16 protein-coding genes are annotated in these 19352 nt (G+C 41.8%); all 16 read left to right on the top strand.

The window, feature by feature from the left end; all coding sequences use genetic code 11:
• On the top strand, nt 1-804 hold the full coding sequence (locus F9856_RS08265) for an MBL fold metallo-hydrolase (protein ID WP_202106319.1): 804 nt from the start codon (nt 1-3) through the stop codon (nt 802-804).
• A 527-nt stretch (nt 805-1331) separates the two neighbouring features.
• Nucleotides 1332-2717: an ABC-F type ribosomal protection protein Vga(F) gene (gene vga(F) / locus F9856_RS08260; protein WP_202106318.1), complete on the top strand. Its 1386-nt coding sequence runs from the start codon at nt 1332-1334 to the stop codon at nt 2715-2717.
• A gap of 91 nt (nt 2718-2808) precedes the next feature.
• Nucleotides 2809-4878 carry a penicillin-binding protein PBP2B gene (pbp2b, locus tag F9856_RS08255; RefSeq protein ID WP_105150758.1) on the top strand — a complete coding sequence of 690 codons (2070 nt, stop codon included), beginning with the start codon at nt 2809-2811 and terminating at the stop codon, nt 4876-4878.
• 8 nt (nt 4879-4886) lie between these two features.
• Nucleotides 4887-5483 carry a recombination mediator RecR gene (recR, locus tag F9856_RS08250; protein ID WP_002935848.1) on the top strand — a complete coding sequence of 199 codons (597 nt, stop codon included), beginning with the start codon at nt 4887-4889 and terminating at the stop codon, nt 5481-5483.
• A gap of 104 nt (nt 5484-5587) precedes the next feature.
• A complete protein-coding gene (locus F9856_RS08245) occupies nt 5588-6634 on the top strand; it encodes a D-alanine--D-alanine ligase (protein WP_202106317.1) in 1047 nt (348 codons plus the stop codon).
• Between the two features lie 98 nt (nt 6635-6732).
• The gene (locus tag F9856_RS08240) at nt 6733-7113 is read left to right on the top strand and encodes an OsmC family protein (RefSeq protein WP_202106316.1); all 381 of its coding nucleotides are present in this window, start codon (nt 6733-6735) and stop codon (nt 7111-7113) included.
• Nucleotide 7114: 1 nt separating this feature from the next.
• A complete protein-coding gene (locus tag F9856_RS08235) occupies nt 7115-8191 on the top strand; it encodes an ABC transporter permease (RefSeq protein ID WP_202106315.1) in 1077 nt (358 codons plus the stop codon).
• 9 nt (nt 8192-8200) lie between these two features.
• A complete protein-coding gene (locus F9856_RS08230; protein ID WP_004298871.1) occupies nt 8201-8869 on the top strand; it encodes an ABC transporter ATP-binding protein in 669 nt (222 codons plus the stop codon).
• A gap of 368 nt (nt 8870-9237) precedes the next feature.
• Nucleotides 9238-10599: a UDP-N-acetylmuramoyl-tripeptide--D-alanyl-D-alanine ligase gene (locus F9856_RS08225; protein ID WP_202106314.1), complete on the top strand. Its 1362-nt coding sequence runs from the start codon at nt 9238-9240 to the stop codon at nt 10597-10599.
• 11 nt (nt 10600-10610) lie between these two features.
• Complete coding sequence (locus F9856_RS08220) at nt 10611-11150, top strand: Crp/Fnr family transcriptional regulator (RefSeq protein WP_161496946.1); 540 nt, start codon at nt 10611-10613, stop codon at nt 11148-11150.
• A 91-nt stretch (nt 11151-11241) separates the two neighbouring features.
• The gene (locus tag F9856_RS08215) at nt 11242-11838 is read left to right on the top strand and encodes an NAD(P)H-dependent oxidoreductase (protein ID WP_202106313.1); all 597 of its coding nucleotides are present in this window, start codon (nt 11242-11244) and stop codon (nt 11836-11838) included.
• Nucleotides 11839-12035: 197 nt separating this feature from the next.
• Nucleotides 12036-13241, top strand: coding sequence for a hypothetical protein (locus F9856_RS08210; RefSeq protein WP_202106312.1), 1206 nt, complete (start codon nt 12036-12038; stop codon nt 13239-13241).
• A 196-nt stretch (nt 13242-13437) separates the two neighbouring features.
• A complete protein-coding gene (locus F9856_RS08205) occupies nt 13438-14982 on the top strand; it encodes a peptide chain release factor 3 (RefSeq protein ID WP_202106311.1) in 1545 nt (514 codons plus the stop codon).
• A 368-nt stretch (nt 14983-15350) separates the two neighbouring features.
• Nucleotides 15351-16946, top strand: coding sequence for an ATP-binding cassette domain-containing protein (locus F9856_RS08200; RefSeq protein WP_202106310.1), 1596 nt, complete (start codon nt 15351-15353; stop codon nt 16944-16946).
• Between the two features lie 68 nt (nt 16947-17014).
• The gene (locus F9856_RS08195; RefSeq protein WP_202106309.1) at nt 17015-17398 is read left to right on the top strand and encodes a PH domain-containing protein; all 384 of its coding nucleotides are present in this window, start codon (nt 17015-17017) and stop codon (nt 17396-17398) included.
• 344 nt (nt 17399-17742) lie between these two features.
• On the top strand, nt 17743-19314 hold the full coding sequence (locus tag F9856_RS08190) for a DEAD/DEAH box helicase (protein WP_202106308.1): 1572 nt from the start codon (nt 17743-17745) through the stop codon (nt 19312-19314).
• The last annotated feature ends 38 nt before the right edge of the window (nt 19315-19352 follow it).

Below are 19352 nucleotides of genomic sequence, written 5' to 3'. Positions count from 1 at the left end.
ATGATCGGAAAAGGTTTTAATTATAGTATTTTAGCTTCGGGGTCCAGCGGGAATTGTTTTTACCTAGAAACAGATAAAAAGAAAATCTTAGTGGATGCTGGTTTATCTGGTAAAAAAATTACCAGTCTTTTGGCGGAAATTGATCGAAAGCCTGAGGATATTGATGCTATCCTGGTAACGCATGAACATAGCGATCACATCCATGGTATCGGTGTTCTAGCACGTAAGTATGGCATGGACATTTATGCCAATGAATTGACCTGGCAGGCTATGGAGAGCAAATTGGGCAAGATTGATGTGGCTCAAAAACATATCTTCGAATTGGGTGCTATGAAGACTTTTGGCGACCTAGACATTGAGTCATTTGGAGTTAGCCATGATGCTGCATGCCCGCAATTTTACCGTTTTATGAAGGATGACAAATCCTTTGTTATGTTGACGGATACAGGCTATGTCAGTGACCGCATGGTTGGGATTGTGGCGAATGCAGATGCCTATTTGATTGAGTCCAACCATGATATTGAAATTTTGCGCTCGGGTTCTTACTCTTGGAACCTCAAACAACGGATTTTGTCAGATAAGGGCCATCTTTGTAACGAAGATGGAGCTGATGCCATGATTCGCTCGTTGGGAAATCGGACCAAAAAGATTTACCTAGGGCATTTATCAAAGGAAAACAATATCAAGGAATTGGCTCACATGACCATGGTTAATCAGTTGGCGCAGGCTGATTTAGGAGTTGGAGTGGATTTCCAAGTCTATGACACATCACCAGATACAGCGACTCCCTTGACCAAGATTTGACAAATTCATTGAACTTGTTTAGAATAAATATATAAAATACGTGAGGTGAAGTTACATGAATAATTAAGCTACTTATTAGTCGTTCTTAAAACTTGTTGAAAATCAATTATTTGATAATTTAGTCTTTTAGTTAGCTTTTAGTACTTGCTCCAACAGTCAAGGAATAGACTGTTGGAGGTCATAAATAGAGCGAATGATGTTCGCATCAAAAGTTGCAGGCTGCTTGTACAGTCGAGTGACTGTACAAGGTTGGAGATAGCACTTGCGAAGCAAGTTACTTCTACATAGTACGGCAAAGCGAGTTCAAACAATCTAGTGGAGTGTTTGAAGTTGGAAATAAGGAAACGATATTTCCTCTTACGTCGAAGTAATAAAAGATAAACTAAATGACTACACAAGGGATAAGACTGCTCATAAGGGCTTACTATTCATGTGACTTTTCCATAGGGAAAGGTCATGTTTTGCATGGCTTTTTTCTTGTTCATTGAGCAGAATAGGGGCCCTTTTTGTGAAGAAAAGAGGTCTATATGGAAGTAATGAAATGTATTCAATTAGAGAAGGAATTTGCGGGACGAAGTTTGTTTACAATCAAGCAGTTGAGCCTTCAAGCTGGTCAAAAGGTTGGTTTGGTTGGAAATAATGGTGTTGGTAAGTCTACTTTTTTGAAAATCTTACTGGGAATGGATAGGGATTTTGCTGGTCAGATTGAGGTAAAAGCAGACTGGGCCTATGTACCCCAGTTACAGGAAAGGAGCTCGCTTTCAGGTGGTGAACAGGTTTGGAAGTCTATTCAAGAGGCTTTTGCTCAAAGACCGCAGTTGTTAATTATGGATGAACCAACTGCCAATCTGGATCAAGAACACCAGGAAAAGCTAATCAAACAAATCAAACGCTATCGTGGCAGTCTACTGGTTGTAAGTCATGATCGGCATTTTCTCAATCAAATAGCCAGTCACATTTGGCATTTAGAAGAAGGAAATATTCAGGTTTATACAGGGGACTACGATAGCTTTATCCAAAGTAGGAAAGCGAAACGAGAAGGACAGCAGGAAGTTTATGAAGCCTATCAGAAAAAAGTCGCTCAACTGAAAAAAGCCCAGCAAGAGCGTCAGGTCAAGGCTCAGAAGATGGGGAAGAAAAAGAAAGGTGTTTCATCGTCCGAGTGGAAAGTTAATGCCATGATGGGGTCCTATGATAGCCAAGCCAAGGCAATGGCAAAGTCTGCCAAGCATTTGGAAAAACGGATGGAGCGTTTGGACAAGGTTCAACAACCCAGAAAGGAAGCGTGGGTAAAGATGGAAGCGAAAGGTGCCTTGGATACTGGTCTTTACAGTCTCTTTCGCTTACAGGCTGGACAGCTCTGGATTGGGGAAAAGTATTTATTTGATTTTCCTCAGTTTGGCATGACTTTTGGGGATAAGTTAGCTTTGGTTGGGTCAAATGGCTGTGGAAAAACAAGTTTTGTTCGGAAATTGATTTCAAAAGAATTAGAAGGCTACTACAATCCAAAATTAAAAATTGCATATTTCTCCCAGGATTTGATAAATCTTGATGAAGAAAAGACTGCTTTTGAAAATATTAGTTGTACCTCTCTTCAAGATAAGATGACGATTCTCAATTTATTAGGTATGTTAGGACTTTCTTACGATAAGGCTCAGCAGAAGGTAGCAAATCTGTCTGGTGGTGAGCGTGTTCGTCTCTCCTTAGCTAAGGTATTGTTGGCGGATGCAAATCTTTTGATATTAGATGAACCGACAAATTTTCTAGATATGGCAGCTATTGAGGCTTTGGAAACATTCTTGAAAGAATATGAAGGAAGTGTCCTCTTGGTTTCCCATGATCAACAGTTTGTGGAAACATCTGTTCACAGTCAATGGGAGATAGTGCAAGCTTGTCTCGTGAAGAAATCATAAGGAAATATTTTCTGAAAAGGAGGCTCTGTCTAAAAAATATTTTTTGCCTGTGGTATAATAAGAAGGATATTTCTAGAATGAGGTCTTTGAAGTGAAAAAAAGAAAGAACAAGCCTTTGGAACACGATGGAAATTTTATTTCCCTTCGTTTAAATATTTTATTTTCTATCGTGATTTTCCTTTTCCTAGTTTTGATATTGCGTTTGGCAGATATGCAGATCATCAATCATGATTTTTATAGTAATAAGCTGTCTACTGCCAGTCAGAAAATCATTAGCAATGGCTCTATCCGTGGGCAGATTTACGATGCGCAAGGAAAACCTTTGGTTGAAAACGAGATTCAGCAGGTTGTCTCCTTCACACGTTCCAACAAGATGTCTGCTCAGGAAATGAAAGAAGTAGCTAATAAACTCTTGCAGTGGGTCAATGTGTCGGACGTAACAATTACTCAACGTGACAAGGCTGACTATTATTTAGCGGATGAAGAAGTTTATCGTCAGGTAGTCGAGGCCTTGCCAGAAGATAAAAAATACGATTCTGATGGCAACTATTTGAGTGAATCGACAATTTATTCTAATGCGGTTGATAGTATCCCTGCTGAAGCATTGCAATATTCTGAGCAAGACAGCAAGGCGATTGAATTGTTTAAGCAGATGAATGGAGCTACTTACTTCTCTACTGTTAATTTGGTAACAGATACTCTAACTGCTGAACAGGTTGCTCATATCGTAGCCAATGAAAGTCAACTTCCAGGCATTTCAACGACTAACAACTGGCAACGGACGATTTTACCAACTTCCCTCAGCTCTATTATTGGTACAGTAACGAGTGAACAGGCTGGTTTGCCTGCGGAAGATGCGGAATACTATCTCTCTAAGGGCTACTCATCAAATGACCGTGTGGGAACTGCCTACCTCGAGAAACAATATGAAGAAGTCTTGCAAGGTCAACGTGAGAAAAAACAAATCAACCTAGATCGAAACGGAAATGTCGAAAGTATTGAGACAATCCAAGAAGGACAGCAGGGCAATAATATTAAACTGACTATTGATTTAGCCTTCCAAGATGGAGTCAATGCTATTTTGAAAAAATACTTTGAAAGTGAGCTGGCTACTGGTAGTGCACTTTACTCGGAAGGAGTTTATGCAGTCGCATTGGAACCTTCAACAGGTGCGGTGCTTGCCATGTCTGGATACAGTCATGAAAAAGGCTCAAGTACCATTAACGAAGATGCTCTTGGCACCATCACAAGCGTCTTTACACCAGGTTCTATTGTCAAGGGTGCAACTATTTCATCTGGTTGGGAGAATGGCATTATCTCAGGAAATCAGGTATTATTAGATGAACCGATTTATTTTGCAGGTTCAGCACCAATTACATCTTGGTGGGCCTATGGTAGTTTTAATATTGATGCGACAGAGGCTCTGGAATATTCTTCTAACGTCTACATGGTTAAGATTGCTTTGGGACTACTTGGTCAGACCTACTCAGCTAACATGTATTTGAATGATGGCGATACATTGACAAATGCGATGACAAAACTTCGTTCTACTTTTGCGGAATATGGATTAGGTGCTCCAACAGGAATTGACTTACCACTTGAATCAACAGGTTTCTTACCAGAAGAATATTCCACCGCAAACTTTATTATGAATGCATTTGGACAGTTTGATAACTATACACCGATGCAGATGGCTCAATATGTAGCGACAGTAGCAAATAATGGAAAAAGGATTTCTCCTCATCTTGTAGAAGGTATCTATGGAAATAATCCCCAAGGTGGATTGGGAGATTTGATTGAAACAGTTTCTGGTAAAGAGATGAATCAAGTCAATATTTCAGCTGATGAAATGGCTCTCCTTCGTCAAGGATTTTATCAACTTGTAAATGGTGGAGGACGATTTAATACAGGTAGTGCTATCGGTCGTGGTGCGGCCGTGACCATCAGTGCCAAGACTGGTACTGCCGAAACTTATACTACAACTCCTTCAGGTGAAGTAGTAACTGCAGTAAATACCAACGTTGTTGCCTATGCACCTAGTGATAATCCACAAATCGCAGTTGCAGTCGTACTTCCAAACTTGACTAACGAAAATTCTACAACAAAAGCAATTACAACAGAAATCATTAATTTATACAATTCACTTTACCCAATGAACTAAGGAGAATTATGCTATATCCTACACCCATTGCCAAGTTGATTGACAGTTACTCCAAATTACCAGGAATCGGTATAAAAACGGCTACCCGTTTAGCTTTTTATACTATTGGCATGGAGGATGATGTCGTTAATGAATTTGCGAAAAATTTATTGGCAGCCAAGCGAGACCTATCTTATTGCTCTATTTGTGGTAATTTGACAGATCAGGACCCCTGTGCCATTTGCCAGGACTCAACGCGAGACCAATCTACTATTTTGATTGTAGAGGATAGTCGAGATGTTACAGCTTTGGAAAATATTCAAGAATACCACGGTCTTTATCATGTCTTGCATGGCTTGATTTCTCCCATGAATGGTATCGGACCAGATGATATTAATTTGAAAACCCTTCTCACTCGCCTGATGGATAATGAGGTTACAGAAGTTATTGTGGCGACCAATGCAACAGCAGATGGAGAGGCTACATCTATGTATATCTCGCGTGTCCTCAAACCTGCAGGAATCAAAGTAACCCGACTAGCTCGTGGCTTAGCGGTAGGCAGTGATATTGAGTATGCAGATGAAGTGACCCTGTTGAGGGCTATTGAAAACCGCACAGAGCTATAGCTGTTCTGTAGTTAGATACGTTCCTAATTTTAAGATAGGATAGATATGATTTGTTAAATTATGCTATACTAAGAGTAATAGCGTTGGTACAGGAAGGAGAATATATGTCAAAAGAAACCTTGATTTTACTATATGGTGGGCGTTCTGCAGAGCGTGAGGTGTCTGTTCTGTCTGCCGAAAGCATCATGCGTGCCATCAATTATGATAAATTTTTTGTCAAAACCTATTTCATCACACAAACTGGTGACTTTGTAAAGACGCAAGAGTTTTCTCAAACACCGTCTGCCGATGAAAAACTCATGACAAACGCGACGATTGTTGAAGAGCAAAAAATCCGTCCGAGCGATATTTATGAAGAAAAGGCGGTTGTTTTCCCTGTTCTTCATGGCCCAATGGGAGAAGACGGATCTATTCAAGGCTTCTTGGAAGTGCTTCGTATGCCGTATGTTGGTACCAATATCTTGTCTTCCAGCGTTGCCATGGACAAGATTACAACTAAGCGTATTTTGGAATCAGCAGGAATTTCTCAAGTACCTTATGTGGCCGTTATAGAGGGTGAAAATATCGACGATAAGATTGCAGAGATTGAAGGAAAATTGACTTATCCGGTCTTTGTAAAACCAGCTAATATGGGGTCAAGTGTCGGTATCTCAAAAGCTGAGGATTTAGCTGGCTTGCGTAAGGCGCTTGATCTGGCCTTCAAGTATGATAGCCGTGTCCTCGTTGAGCAGGGGGTTAATGCGCGTGAGATTGAGGTTGGTCTTTTGGGAAATGCTGACGTGAAAACCACACTTCCAGGTGAAGTAGTCAAAGACGTTGCCTTTTATGACTACGATGCCAAATACATCGACAACAAAATCACCATGGAAATCCCAGCTAAGATTGATGAGTCTATCATGGATACCATGCGGGATAATGCTGCCAAGGCCTTTCGTGCTATCGGTGGTTGTGGCCTTTCTCGCTGTGATTTCTTCCTGACAGAAGACGGAGACATCTTCCTCAATGAGCTCAACACCATGCCAGGATTTACCCAGTGGTCCATGTATCCACTCCTTTGGGATAATATGGGCTTGGTTTATCCAGATTTGATTGAAGAGCTGGTCCGTCTGGCCAAGGAAATGTTTGAAAAACGTGAAAGTCATTTGATTTAATGAAAAAGATTGGAAAATTTTCCAATCTTTTTCTAGTTCACATTCTTGCAAAGGTTTGCAAAAAAGAATAGAATGGTTTCAAATATGTGGAGGTGTTTATGTATCAAACGACAGTAAAAGGGGAAGGTCTGTTTCAGGCAGTTTCTCAAGGTTATGGTGAACCGGTTCGTACCTTTGGGGTGACAGAGAAGGGGGAAACTCCAGTTAGTTTGGTCAATATAGGATTGGCTGCCTGTGTGACCATGTGTGTGCAGGGCTATTATGCTAGCCAAGAAGGCAATAAAACCATGTCTGTTCAGGTGGAGAGTCGCTTGGACAATCAGCGTTTTGAGGTGTTGATTGGAATTGGTGAGTCGGTTTCGGAGCAGAAGCAGAAAGAGATTCTTGCTTATGTGGAAAAGAAATGTAAAGTCAAAGCTCTTTTGAGGGAAGACTTGAAGTTTGAGACAAGTTTTTATGTCTTAGAAAGTGTGGAGTAAGATGTTTTTAGCAATTGAAGAAATGCGACAAAATAAGCTGCGTTATGGCTTGATTTTAGGATTATTAATCCTGATTTCTTACTTGGTCTTTTTCCTGACTGGTTTGGCTTACGGACTCATGCAGGAAAATAGAACAGCAGTTGATAAATGGCAGGCAGATTATGTCTTGCTTAATTCAGAAAGCAATCGTTTGATTACAGCATCCAAAATTGATACAGCCTTGCTTGACCAAGTAGATGCTAGTGACAAGGCCTTGATTCGCCAACAAGCTGGAGTTGCCTATGTGGATGAAAATGCCACCTCAGGCGAAAAAGAAAAGGTAAACATCTTTGCCGTAGAGGCTGATAGTTTTATCGTCCCAAATATTGTAGAAGGTCGTTTGTATGAAAAAACGGGAGAAGTCCTTGTAGACAAAACCTTGTCAGAGGTAGAAGGTTTTGGGCTTGGAGATCAAATCTATCTATCAGGTTCTGATGAAAAAGTGACCATTGTAGGTTATACAGACAATGCCTACTTTGGAGTGGCGCCTGTTGTATATATGGACTTTACGGCATTTGCAGAATTGATGCAGGCTGATAAACAACAAGCTGCAACGAGTAATCTTGCCAGTGCCATTGTTGTTCGTGGAGATGTCGCTTCTCTACCAAATGAGCTGGAAAAAGTTGCTATTGCAGACTTTATTGAAAATCTGCCAGGATATAAGGCACAAAATATGACCTTTGGCTTTATGATAGGATTCTTGATTGTCATCTCAGCCATTGTTATTGGTATTTTTATCTTTGTTTTGACAACACAGAAATCACCGATTTTTGGCCTGATGAAAATTCAAGGTCTTTCAAATGGCTATATTTCAGGCTCTGTATTGGCTCAAACCTTCCTACTGGCTGGTTTGGGAACCGTCCTTGGATTGGCTGGAACTTATTTGTCATCCCTTGTCTTGCCAAGCGCTGTTCCATTTGAGAATAACTGGACCTTCTATATTGCAATCGGCCTAGCACTAGTTGTATTTGCCCTATTAGGTGCTAGTTTCTCTGTACGTTCTATCTTTAAGGTAGATCCATTACGAAATCTATCTTAGGAGGTTGTTATGAAAACACTTATTTTTGAAAATATTAGTAAGACCTTCCAAGATGGCAGCCAAACCATTACGGCTCTTAAACCAACAAATTTTAGCATTGAAGAAGGCGAATTTGTTGCCATCATTGGACCATCTGGTTCTGGGAAGTCAACATTTTTGACCTTGGCAGGTGGTTTACAAACACCGACAACGGGTCGTGTTTTAATCAATCAATCGGACTATTCTGATTTACCTGAGAAAAAACGTGCCAAATTGCGCTATAAGGACATTGGTTTTGTCTTGCAGGCTTCCAATTTGATTCCATTTTTAACAGTCGAAAAACAATTAACCTTGGTTGATAAGGTCAATAAGAAAGCTGAACCGAGCAAGCGAAACGAACTCCTATCTGAATTGGGTGTGGACCATCTCAAAAACAAGTTCCCTAAGGATTTGTCAGGCGGAGAACGTCAGCGTGTAGCTATTGCCCGTGCACTCTACAATGATCCAGCTTTGATTCTAGCTGATGAACCAACAGCCAGTCTAGACAGTAATCGCGCTTTTGAAGTGGTTGAGTTATTAGCTAAGGAAGCCAAAGAACGGAACAAATCCATCATCATGGTAACACATGACCAACGCATGATTGAAAAATGCGACAAGGTATATGAGATGAAAGATGGTGTCCTCACTCAAGTTCGATAAAAAGTGGTATAATGGAAGCGGGAAAGAACTCGAAAGGTCAAAAATAGAGTTCATCAACAAGTCTTTATTTCTAGTTGTTGAGCTGAAACAGTCTATTCCCAGACTGTTTCACTCCCACCCCTGCACAGCTCAACCTGTCTGGGAGACAGTTTGAGGTTGGAAATAAAGCGAACACAGTTCGCATCAGTAGTTAGGACAGATTTGGAGTGTAATTACGAACAGCTGAAATTTGCTTCGCAAATCCTATCTCCAACCTTTAATAGTCCACTGGACTATTAAAGCCAATCAACCACTGCGCTGAGATGTTGACGCAAATTTTGAGAAGCGGTGTGGGGGTGAAACTAGCCTTTAGTTTATTGGAGAAAACAATGAAATTAACCCTACACGAAGTCGCTCAGGTCTTGGGCGCAAAAAATGATATTAGTCTTTATCCTGATAGAGCCCTTAACAAGGTGGAGTTCGACAGTCGCCTGATTACAGAAGGGGATCTTTTTGTTCCCCTCAAGGGAGCGCGTGACGGTCATGACTTTATTCCTGTTGCTTTTGAAAATGGCTGCGCAGTAACCCTGTCTGAAGCCAGTCTTGATGTTCCTCACATTCTAGTAGAGGACTGCTTGGCTGCGCTTCAACAATTAGCGGCCTACTACCTAGAGAAAACAGGGGTAGAAGTCATTGCTGTGACAGGATCAAATGGTAAAACGACCACCAAGGACATGATTCACGATGTTCTGGCGACGACTTACAAGACTTACAAGACACAAGGCAACTACAACAACGAAATCGGTCTGCCATACACCGTCCTCCACATGCCTGATGATACAGAAAAACTGGTCTTGGAAATGGGCCAAGACCACTTGGGCGACATCCATCTCCTGTCCGAAATTGCCAAACCAAGTCTATCAGTTATTACCCTTTTTGGTGAAGCGCATCTGGAATTTTTCGGCTCACGAGAAGAGATTGCCAAAGGGAAATTACAGATTGCGGACGGAATGACTGTAGGCCATAAACTCCTGCTTCCAGCAGATCCGATTGCGGATAACCACTTGCCGAACCATTTGGAACTCATTCGCTTCGGTGAACAGGCTGACTTGCAGGTGACCAGTCTGGTCGAGTCAAAAGATAGCCTGACCTTCACCGTCAATTTTATGGACGGTGATATTTTCCTCCCAGTAACGGGTAAGTACAATGCCACCAATGCCATGGTAGCAAGCTATGTGGGCAAGACCTTGGGTGTGCCTGATGAGGCAATCAAGTCAGCCCTAGCTGGTCTGAACTTGACCCGCAACCGCACCGAGTGGAAGAAGGCGGCAAACGGAGCAGATATTCTCAGCGATGTCTACAACGCCAACCCAACGGCCATGCGATTGATTTTAGAAACCTTCTCTAGCATTCCAGCCAATGAAGGCGGTAAGAAAATCGCCGTTTTGGCAGATATGAAAGAACTGGGGAGCCAGTCCGTCGATCTCCACAATCAGATGATTTTGAGCCTGTCGCCTGATGTGCTAGATACCGTTATTTTCTACGGTCAGGATATTGAAGGTCTGGCCCAGTTGGCTAGTCAGATGTTCCCGATTGGAAAAGTCTATTTCTTTAGGAAAAATGCAGATCAGGACCAATTTGAAGATCTGGTTAAACAGGTTAAGGAAGTCCTTGGTGCTCAAGACCAAATCCTCTTCAAAGGCTCTAATTCCATGAATCTTGGGAAAGTAGTGGAAGAATTGGAAAAATAGGAGAAATAGAATTGTCAATCCTAGATGAATTGTTTCAACATGAAGATATTCAACCACATTTAATATATAAAGAAATAAAGGCAAAAGACTATCTTTTAGATGAGGGTCAAGTCTCGCATATGATTTATCTTGTACAGTCAGGTGCATTGAGACTGTGGCATAACCATGACGGAAAAGACATCACTATTCAGTTTTTCTTTGAGGGAGATTCGGTTTCGTCTCTTGAAAGTTTTTTAACGAAGACAGAAAGTATTTACAGTCTTCAAGCTATTGAAGATACTGTGGTTTATTGCCTAAATCGGCAGCTATTTGAAATATTTTTACTAGAACATCCAGAGTATTATCACTCTTTGACAATACTTTTAAGTCAGAAAATGATTAAATACAACCATCTTTTTCTGTCACGAATAAAAAACTCACCAGAGCAACGATTTTTAGAATTAGTTCAAGAAAAATCAGACTTGTTATGGAGAGTTCCAGATATTTATTTATCTTCTTATCTAGGAATAACTCCTGTATCACTTTCTAGAATAAAAAAACGACTGACTTAACATTTGTTAATGTCGGTCTTTTTAGATTGTAATATACTGGTTGTACCTTGAATGATAAACAAGGAACAATAAAAACAGAGGAGAAATTTCTATGAAAACAACAATTGTCTATAACCATCCCTATGAAAAATCATATAATCATGCTATTTTGGAAGCTAGTATAGCTGGAGCTCAAAAGGCTGGTAGTCAAGTGCAGGTCATTGACTTAGATGCAGAAAAGTTTAATCCTGTGATGACTAGCGAAGATTTGCTAGGATTTGTGAAACATCAGCAGGTTGATCCACAAGCACAGGCCTATACAAAACATATTGGAGAATCAGATCATCTCATCTTGATTTTTCCAATATGGTGGGAATTGATGCCTGCAATGATGAAAGGCTTCATTGACAAAGTTATTTTTCCAGGAGCATTTTATGATTACAAACCAAATGGTTATAGTATGCAGGTGCGACATGAGAAGTTAAAAACCATTACCATTATCACAACCATGAATACCCCTAAATTTTTGTATCGACTCATTTATGGTAATGCTATTAAAAATGCGTTAGTCAAGGGAACATTTCAGAAGACAGGCTACAAAGATGTGAAATGGATGAGTTATAACATGGTAAAAATGGTTGATGATAGGAAAAGAAAATCTTGGTTGGAGCAGATTGAAAAACGGATTTATCAGCGTGTTCAACAGTAACAAGTCAAACCGCCTTAAAGGCTCCAATTCTATGAACCTTGGAAAAGTGGTTGAAGAAATAGAAAAATAATAAGAATATGATTGAATTTCTTTTGCAAAAATGCGGAGAAGTTCAATCATTTTTATTTGTTCGAGACCTTGAAAAATACGTCTATATTTTATAAAATATATTATAACAATATACAAAAGAGGTTGGGATGAAGGATTCAAATTTACAGGCGATAGTCATTTCGTTGAGTCTAGCGGATAACTGGGAAGAGGCAAGGCTGGAATGGACAAGGGTAAGGCTGGAAAAGATTGATAAGAAAATGGAAAGCAAGTGTTTATGTGGAAAGGCTCACTTGCAGAAAGTCTATTCTGTTTCTCGTACAGATCTTAGTAACATAAAGTTATCGCCAATCGGTTCCTCTTGTATCAAAAAATTTCAAAATAAGGAACTGACCAAGAGTTTGAAAAAGGCAGAGCGAGAGTATCGTTTGCGGTCCAACGATGACTTTTCAACCCTAAAAGAAATAATGGACTTGGATAGTTTGGATGAATATTATCAGAAAGGATACTTTAAGGCAGATAGGGGCAATCACTTTGACCCTTGGAATGATTACCAATTATTTAAGCTAGCCTTAAGCGGAAAACAAGCGGAGCGACAGTTGGCCTTTCACAAGATTGAACGTATCCTTTATGTAGTCAATGATTATTTGAGACCGGAATTGAATCAAGTATTTGATGTGGAAGCTTACTTAAAGAAGCTAAGAAGGTGGAAACTACACGAGCGAGTTGCTGCAATACTGCGAAAAAATGCTATAGAAAGAGAGAAATTACTAGCACAGAGGGAAAGAGAAGCAGAGCGAGAGCAACAAAGACAACTCGACTTGCAGAGGTGGGCTCAGAAAAAGCAGGATTTACTAGCCTGGCTAGATGGACAATCTGACAAGGAGTCAATTGCTTTGAAGAACACACTTGATTCCCAAATGGAAGATAGGGAAATCTGTCATAATATAGAAGAGTATCAAAACTTTCTTGAACGAAAAGAAGCACAGGAAAGAGTGGCTATCGCGGAACGAGAGCGAAAACAGGCTCGTGTGAAGAGTTTATGTGATTGGCTCCGTTCACATAATCGTCTGGATGACCTGAAAAAAGTTCAGATTATTGAAAGCGTCGATAAGAAACTGTTCATGCTTGAAAAGTGGCATACAGACTACGTACATCATCGTCGAATGGAACAGCGACAACAAGATGAGTTGTTATGTATCGTTTTAGAATTGCGAAGACAGGTGAAGAAATATTATCCCTATACTGAACGGGCTAAAAAGTGTATTGAATTTGTGGATAGTTTGGATGATTTGCAGGAGCAGCGTGATTGGTTGCACCGTTTTCTGGAATTGATGAAGAAAAGTGGAAAGTGAGTTAATAAAATTGACTTTACCAGCGTTTGAAAAATCCATGCGAATCCGTTATAATAAAAGAGTTGCACTGCAGCTCTTTTGTTTTTAAGCTGCACTAGCAAAGAATGAGGATTGAACAAATGTAAATTGAAGTAAATTAGAGCTAAGCTCTGCTATGTATCAAAAAAAAAGAATAAGAAAAAGAAAAGGAAACATTATGTCACTACAAGAAGAAATCAAGAAACGCCGCACCTTTGCGATTATCTCTCACCCGGACGCGGGTAAGACCACTATTACCGAGCAGTTGCTCTACTTTGGGGGTGAGATTCGTGAAGCAGGTACGGTCAAGGGGAAAAAGACTGGTAACTTTGCCAAATCTGACTGGATGGATATCGAAAAGCAACGTGGTATCTCTGTTACCTCGTCTGTTATGCAGTTTGACTATGCAGGCAAGCGGGTCAATATCCTAGATACACCAGGGCACGAGGACTTCTCAGAAGATACTTATCGTACCTTGATGGCAGTAGACGCTGCTGTCATGGTAGTGGACTCTGCCAAGGGTATCGAGGCTCAGACCAAAAAGCTCTTTGAGGTTGTGAAACACCGTAACATTCCCGTTTTTACTTTTATCAACAAGTTGGACCGTGACGGCCGTGAGCCACTTGACTTGTTGCAGGAGTTGGAGGAAGTCTTGGGCATTGCCAGCTACCCGATGAACTGGCCGATTGGTATGGGGAAATCCTTCGAGGGACTTTATGACCTCCACAACAAACGCTTAGAACTCTACCGAGGTGATGAGCGATTTGCAAGCTTGGACGAGGGCGACAAACTCTTTGGCTCAAATCCTTTTTACGCACAGGTCTTGGAGGATATCGAACTTCTGGCGGAAGCTGGAAATGAATTCTCAGAACAGGCTATCTTGGACGGGGATTTGACACCTGTTTTCTTCGGCTCAGCCCTGACCAACTTTGGTGTGCAGACCTTCCTTGATACCTTCTTGGAGTTTGCTCCAGAGCCACATGGTCACAAGACGACAACTGGTGATGTCATTGATCCGCTCAACAAAGATTTTTCAGGCTTTGTCTTCAAAATCCAAGCCAACATGGACCCTCGTCACCGCGACCGCATTGCCTTTGTCCGTGTGGTTTCGGGCGAATTTGAACGCGGTATGGCTGTCAACCTGCCTCGTACAGGAAAGGGAGCCAAGTTGTCCAACGTGACCCAGTTCATGGCCGAGTCCCGTGAGAATGTGGAAAATGCAGTAGCGGGGGACATTATCGGGGTTTACGATACAGGGACCTATCAGGTAGGAGATACCTTGACCGTAGGCAAGAACAAGTTTGAGTTCGAACCGCTGCCAACCTTTACTCCGGAAATTTTCATGAAAGTATCTGCTAAAAACGTCATGAAACAAAAATCTTTCCATAAGGGAATTGAGCAACTGGTGCAAGAAGGAGCGATCCAGCTCTACAAGAACTACCAGACTGGCGAGTATATGCTGGGTGCTGTTGGTCAGCTCCAGTTTGAAGTCTTCAAACACCGCCTGGAAGGCGAGTACAATGCTGAGGTAGTCATGACCCCAATGGGTAAAAAGACAGTCCGTTGGATCAAGCCAGAAGACCTGGATGAACGCATGTCATCAAGCCGCAACATCCTAGCTAAAGACCGCTTTGACCAACCAGTTTTCCTCTTTGAAAACGACTTCGCCCTCCGCTGGTTTGCGGACAAATATCCGGATGTGGAGTTGGAAGAGAAGATGTAGCAAACATCTGGGAGATGTTTGCTATCGGGAGATGGGAACTGACGGTAGTCAGATTACAGCTGTTCAGCTTTGAAAATCAAGTTAAAACTTCGTTAAGTCGCTTCGATGAACCTTAAGTTCAATCTTCAGCTCCTTGCCTAGTTTTATTCTTGATTTTCTTTGCGTATTAAAGTTAGTATTCAGCTTTGAAAATCAAGCTAAAACTTCGTTAAGTTGCTTCGATGAACCTCAAGTTCAATCTTCGACTAATTCAATCCAATACCATAAGAAGTCAGGCAAGTCCTGGTTTTTTTTAATTTTGTTATCATTGCAAAAAAAGTGTTATTATAATATGCTATAATTATATAAATGAATTGGAGGTCTGAACTTTGTTTTACTACCTTAGAAAATGCAAGTTGGCAATAGTTGCTTATATTGCTGTGTCGGTGGTCTATGCTCTGATTTTAGCGGCAACGGGTTTTATTTATGCACGAGTTTCGGAAGCGGCTCTGTCCGGTGACCAGAAGGCATTTGTGACCAGTTCACTCATAGCGGTGGGCTTTTTCATCTGCGATACCTACTTTGACTACCTGCCTCGTTATCTCAAGGCCAAGTTGGTTAATCGTGTCATGGAAAGGACTCGCAATCAGCTGGTGGCTGTCTACGCAGCTGGCGATGATTCAGGAAATGATGACAAAAAGAGTGCTGACAAGATTCACATTTTGGTCAACCACATGGATGTCTTGGAAAATGGTTATCTAACACCGCTCTTGTCCATGTTGACCAGTCTTCTTGTCTTTACCTTTTCACTAATTGGTGCCCTTTATTTGCAAGGGACCATGACGCTGATTATGCTGGCTCTGTGCTTCATTCCTTTCCTAGCACCCCTGATCAATAATCGCATCCTTGCTCATGCCACTCAGGATACTCAGTCGGAGAAGAATGCCTATCTCAAGCTCTTTAGTGAGTTTGTCCATTCTCTGACCTTTATCCGAATCAGCACCATTACACCGATTTTTGAAGAGAAACTCCAAGCATCCAGTCAGGAATATGCTAGGCGAGCCAACCATTTTTCCAAAAAACAATCTCAGACCTACGCCGTGTCCTATGGTTTGAGTAGTGTGGTTTATTCGGGTGCCTGGATTATTGGCGGCATCTTTGTCTTTCAAGGCCTGCTGAAGATTTCAGACCTGATTGCCATGACCACCCTCATGGGAACGGTGGCTGGCCCTATCCAAACCATGTCTGGACTGGTAACGGATTACCTGGCTAGTCGGACTGTTGTGGCAGATTTGACGACGATTTTACAAGGGCAATTCCAGGAAAATGAAGCCAAGGAAGAACTGACTGAAACCATTGACAGCATCAGTTTGGAAACGATTACCTATGAGCAGAATAATCACCGCCTCTTTGATAGGTTTTCCTATCGTTTTCTTGCTAATAGAAAATATGCCATTCTAGGCAAAAGCGGCAGTGGGAAGACGACCTTGCTCCGTCTGCTACTGGGGGTTCAGAAAGCAGATGAGGGACGGGTCTTGGTCAACCAGACCAATCTTGCGGACCTAGAACAGACCTCTGTTTTTGGAAAAATCTACTATCTTCCTCAAAAAACGGCTATTTTCTCAGCTAGTATCGGGGAAAATCTGAGCCTATTTGGTCCCTTGGATAAGGGTAAAGCCCTAGCTTGTTTGAGCAGGGTTGGTCTGTTAGACTGGTTTGAACGGCAGGCAAATGGTTTTGACACCTTGTTGTCCTCTGCCCAGCAATTATCGGGAGGGGAGGAGCGGCGGTTTGATATAGCTAGAGCCCTCTATCGCGATGCGAAAGTCTTGTTATTTGATGAGCCAACGACGGGCTTAGATACTAGAAATGAAAGTTTAATTGCGGAAACCTTGTCCAAGATTGAGGATAAATTGGTCATCGTCGTCACCCATTCGCAGAATGAAGAATTTCTAGGCTTGTTTGACGAGAGGCTTGTATTATAGGCTGGTTTTTACTTTGTTTCCTGTAAGTTTTTCGGTAAAATATGGAAAAGTAAAAAAGGAGTAAACACATGGGTTTGTTTTCAGGTTTGATGGGCAATGCCTCGCAGATGAATAATGACAAGGTAGAGCAAGAGTTGGCAGACATCCTTTTGGATGCGGAACAGGTAGAAATGGCCTTTAGCTTGGTTCGTGATTTGATTGTTTTTACAGAATATCGGTTGATTTTGGTCGATAAGCAAGGAATGACTGGGAAAAAGGTATCTTATAAATCGATTCCTTACTGCTCGATTTCACGCTTTACGGTAGAAACCTCTGGTCATTTTGATATGGACGCTGAGCTCAAGATTTGGATTTCTTCTGCGGCAGATCCAGCGGAAACCCTCCAATTTAAGAGTGATAAGAGTGTTATTCAAATTCAACAGGCACTTGCAGCAGCGGTATTGTTGAAATAATTTTCTGAAGAAGGGGAGCGAAAGCTCCTTTTTTCATGAAAACGCATTTTTTAAATTTTCAAGGCAAAAGCCAACCTTTATGCTTAGAATGTGTTATACTAGATAAGTTGCAAGTCTGATACTGGTTAGTTCGCTACCAGTGGAAATAATTGTTACAAAAAAAGTGAGATAAGGTAGCTTCGCACTGCCTTGTAAAAGAAAGGAAATGCGTTAGGAAACTAGCTCGGGAAGAGTATTCGAACCCGTGCTAAAAACTTCATGAAAAGATAGACTTCCTAGTGTGTACCCACACTGCGTCAGTCTCCTATTTTCACCTTGTTTTCTTAACGCACTTGGTATCATAATTGAAATTTACTGAATTAAATTTGTCCGAAGACATTTTGCTTGCCGTTGAGAAGGCTGGTTTTGAAACGCCGTCACCTATCCAGGAGCAGACTATTCCGCTTGCTCTGGAAGGCAAAGATGTGATTGGTCAGGCCCAGACGGGTACAGGGAAGACCGCAGCCTTTGGTCTGCCAACTCTCAACAAGATTGACATCAATAATCAAGCTGTTCAAGCCCTAATTATTGCTCCAACGCGTGAGTTGGCGGTGCAGAGTCAGGAAGAGCTTTTCAAATTTGGTCGTGAAAAGGGGGTGAAAGTCCGCTCTGTTTACGGTGGTTCTAGCATTGAAAAACAAATCAAGGCCCTTCGTTCAGGTGCTCACATTGTTGTTGGTACACCAGGTCGCCTCTTGGACTTGATCAAACGCAAGGCCCTCAAACTTGATGGTGTTGAAACCCTTATTCTTGATGAGGCTGATGAAATGCTCAACATGGGCTTCTTGGACGATATTGAAGCCATCATCGAACGTGTGCCAGAAAGCCGTCAAACCCTCCTATTTTCTGCGACTATGCCAGAGCCAATCAAGCGTATTGGTGTCAAATTCATGAAAGAGCCTGAGCACGTTAAGATTGCTGCCAAGGAGTTGACCAATGTGAACGTGGACCAATACTATATCCGTGTCAAAGAAAATGAGAAATTCGACACCATGACACGCCTTATGGACGTTGACCAGCCAGAATTGTCTATCGTCTTCGGTCGTACTAAGCGCCGTGTTGATGAATTGACTCGTGGTTTGAAACTGCGTGGCTTCCGTGCAGAGGGTATCCACGGAGATTTGGACCAGAACAAACGCCTCCGTGTCATCCGTGACTTTAAAAATGACCAGATTGATGTCCTTGTTGCGACGGACGTTGCGGCCCGTGGTTTGGATATCTCAGGTGTGACACACGTCTATAACTACGATATTCCACAGGATCCAGAAAGCTATGTTCACCGTATCGGTCGTACCGGTCGTGCTGGTCAATCAGGTCAGTCTATTACCTTTGTTTCGCCAAATGAGATGGGCTACTTGGCCATTATCGAAGATTTGACTAAGAAGCGTATGAAGGGACTCAAGCCGGCAACTGCTGAAGAGGCTTTTGAAGCTAAGAAAAAAGTTGCTCTGAAAAAGATTGAGCGTGACTTCGCAGACGAGACCATTCGTGGAAACTTTGATAAGTTTAAGAAAGATGCAATCAAGCTGGCGACTGAATTTACGCCTGAAGAGCTTGCTCTCTACGTACTTAGTCTGACCGTACAAGATCCAGATAGCTTGCCAGAAGTGGAAATCGCGCGTGAAAAACCACTGCCATTCAAGTTTGCACCTGGTCAAGCTAAGGGCAAGGGTGGCCGTGGTGGTCGCGACCGTGATCGTAGTGGTCGTCGTGATGGTGACCGCAACCGAGACCGCGGAGGACGCCGTGGTGATCGCAATCGTCGCGATGACAAGTTCAAACGTGACAACCGCCGTCAGGATAACAAAAAACCACACCAACGTACATCAAGTGAAAAGAAAACAGGCTTTGTTATCCGCAATAAAGGGGAGAGATAAGCCGTATTTGACAGACCATAAAGAGTGGTCTGTTTTTT

Source organism: Streptococcus suis (genome assembly GCF_016743335.1).
Lineage (GTDB): Bacteria > Bacillota > Bacilli > Lactobacillales > Streptococcaceae > Streptococcus > Streptococcus suis_Y.
Note: the sequence above shows the minus strand (reverse complement) of the source record. Positions and strands in the feature narration are given on the sequence as shown.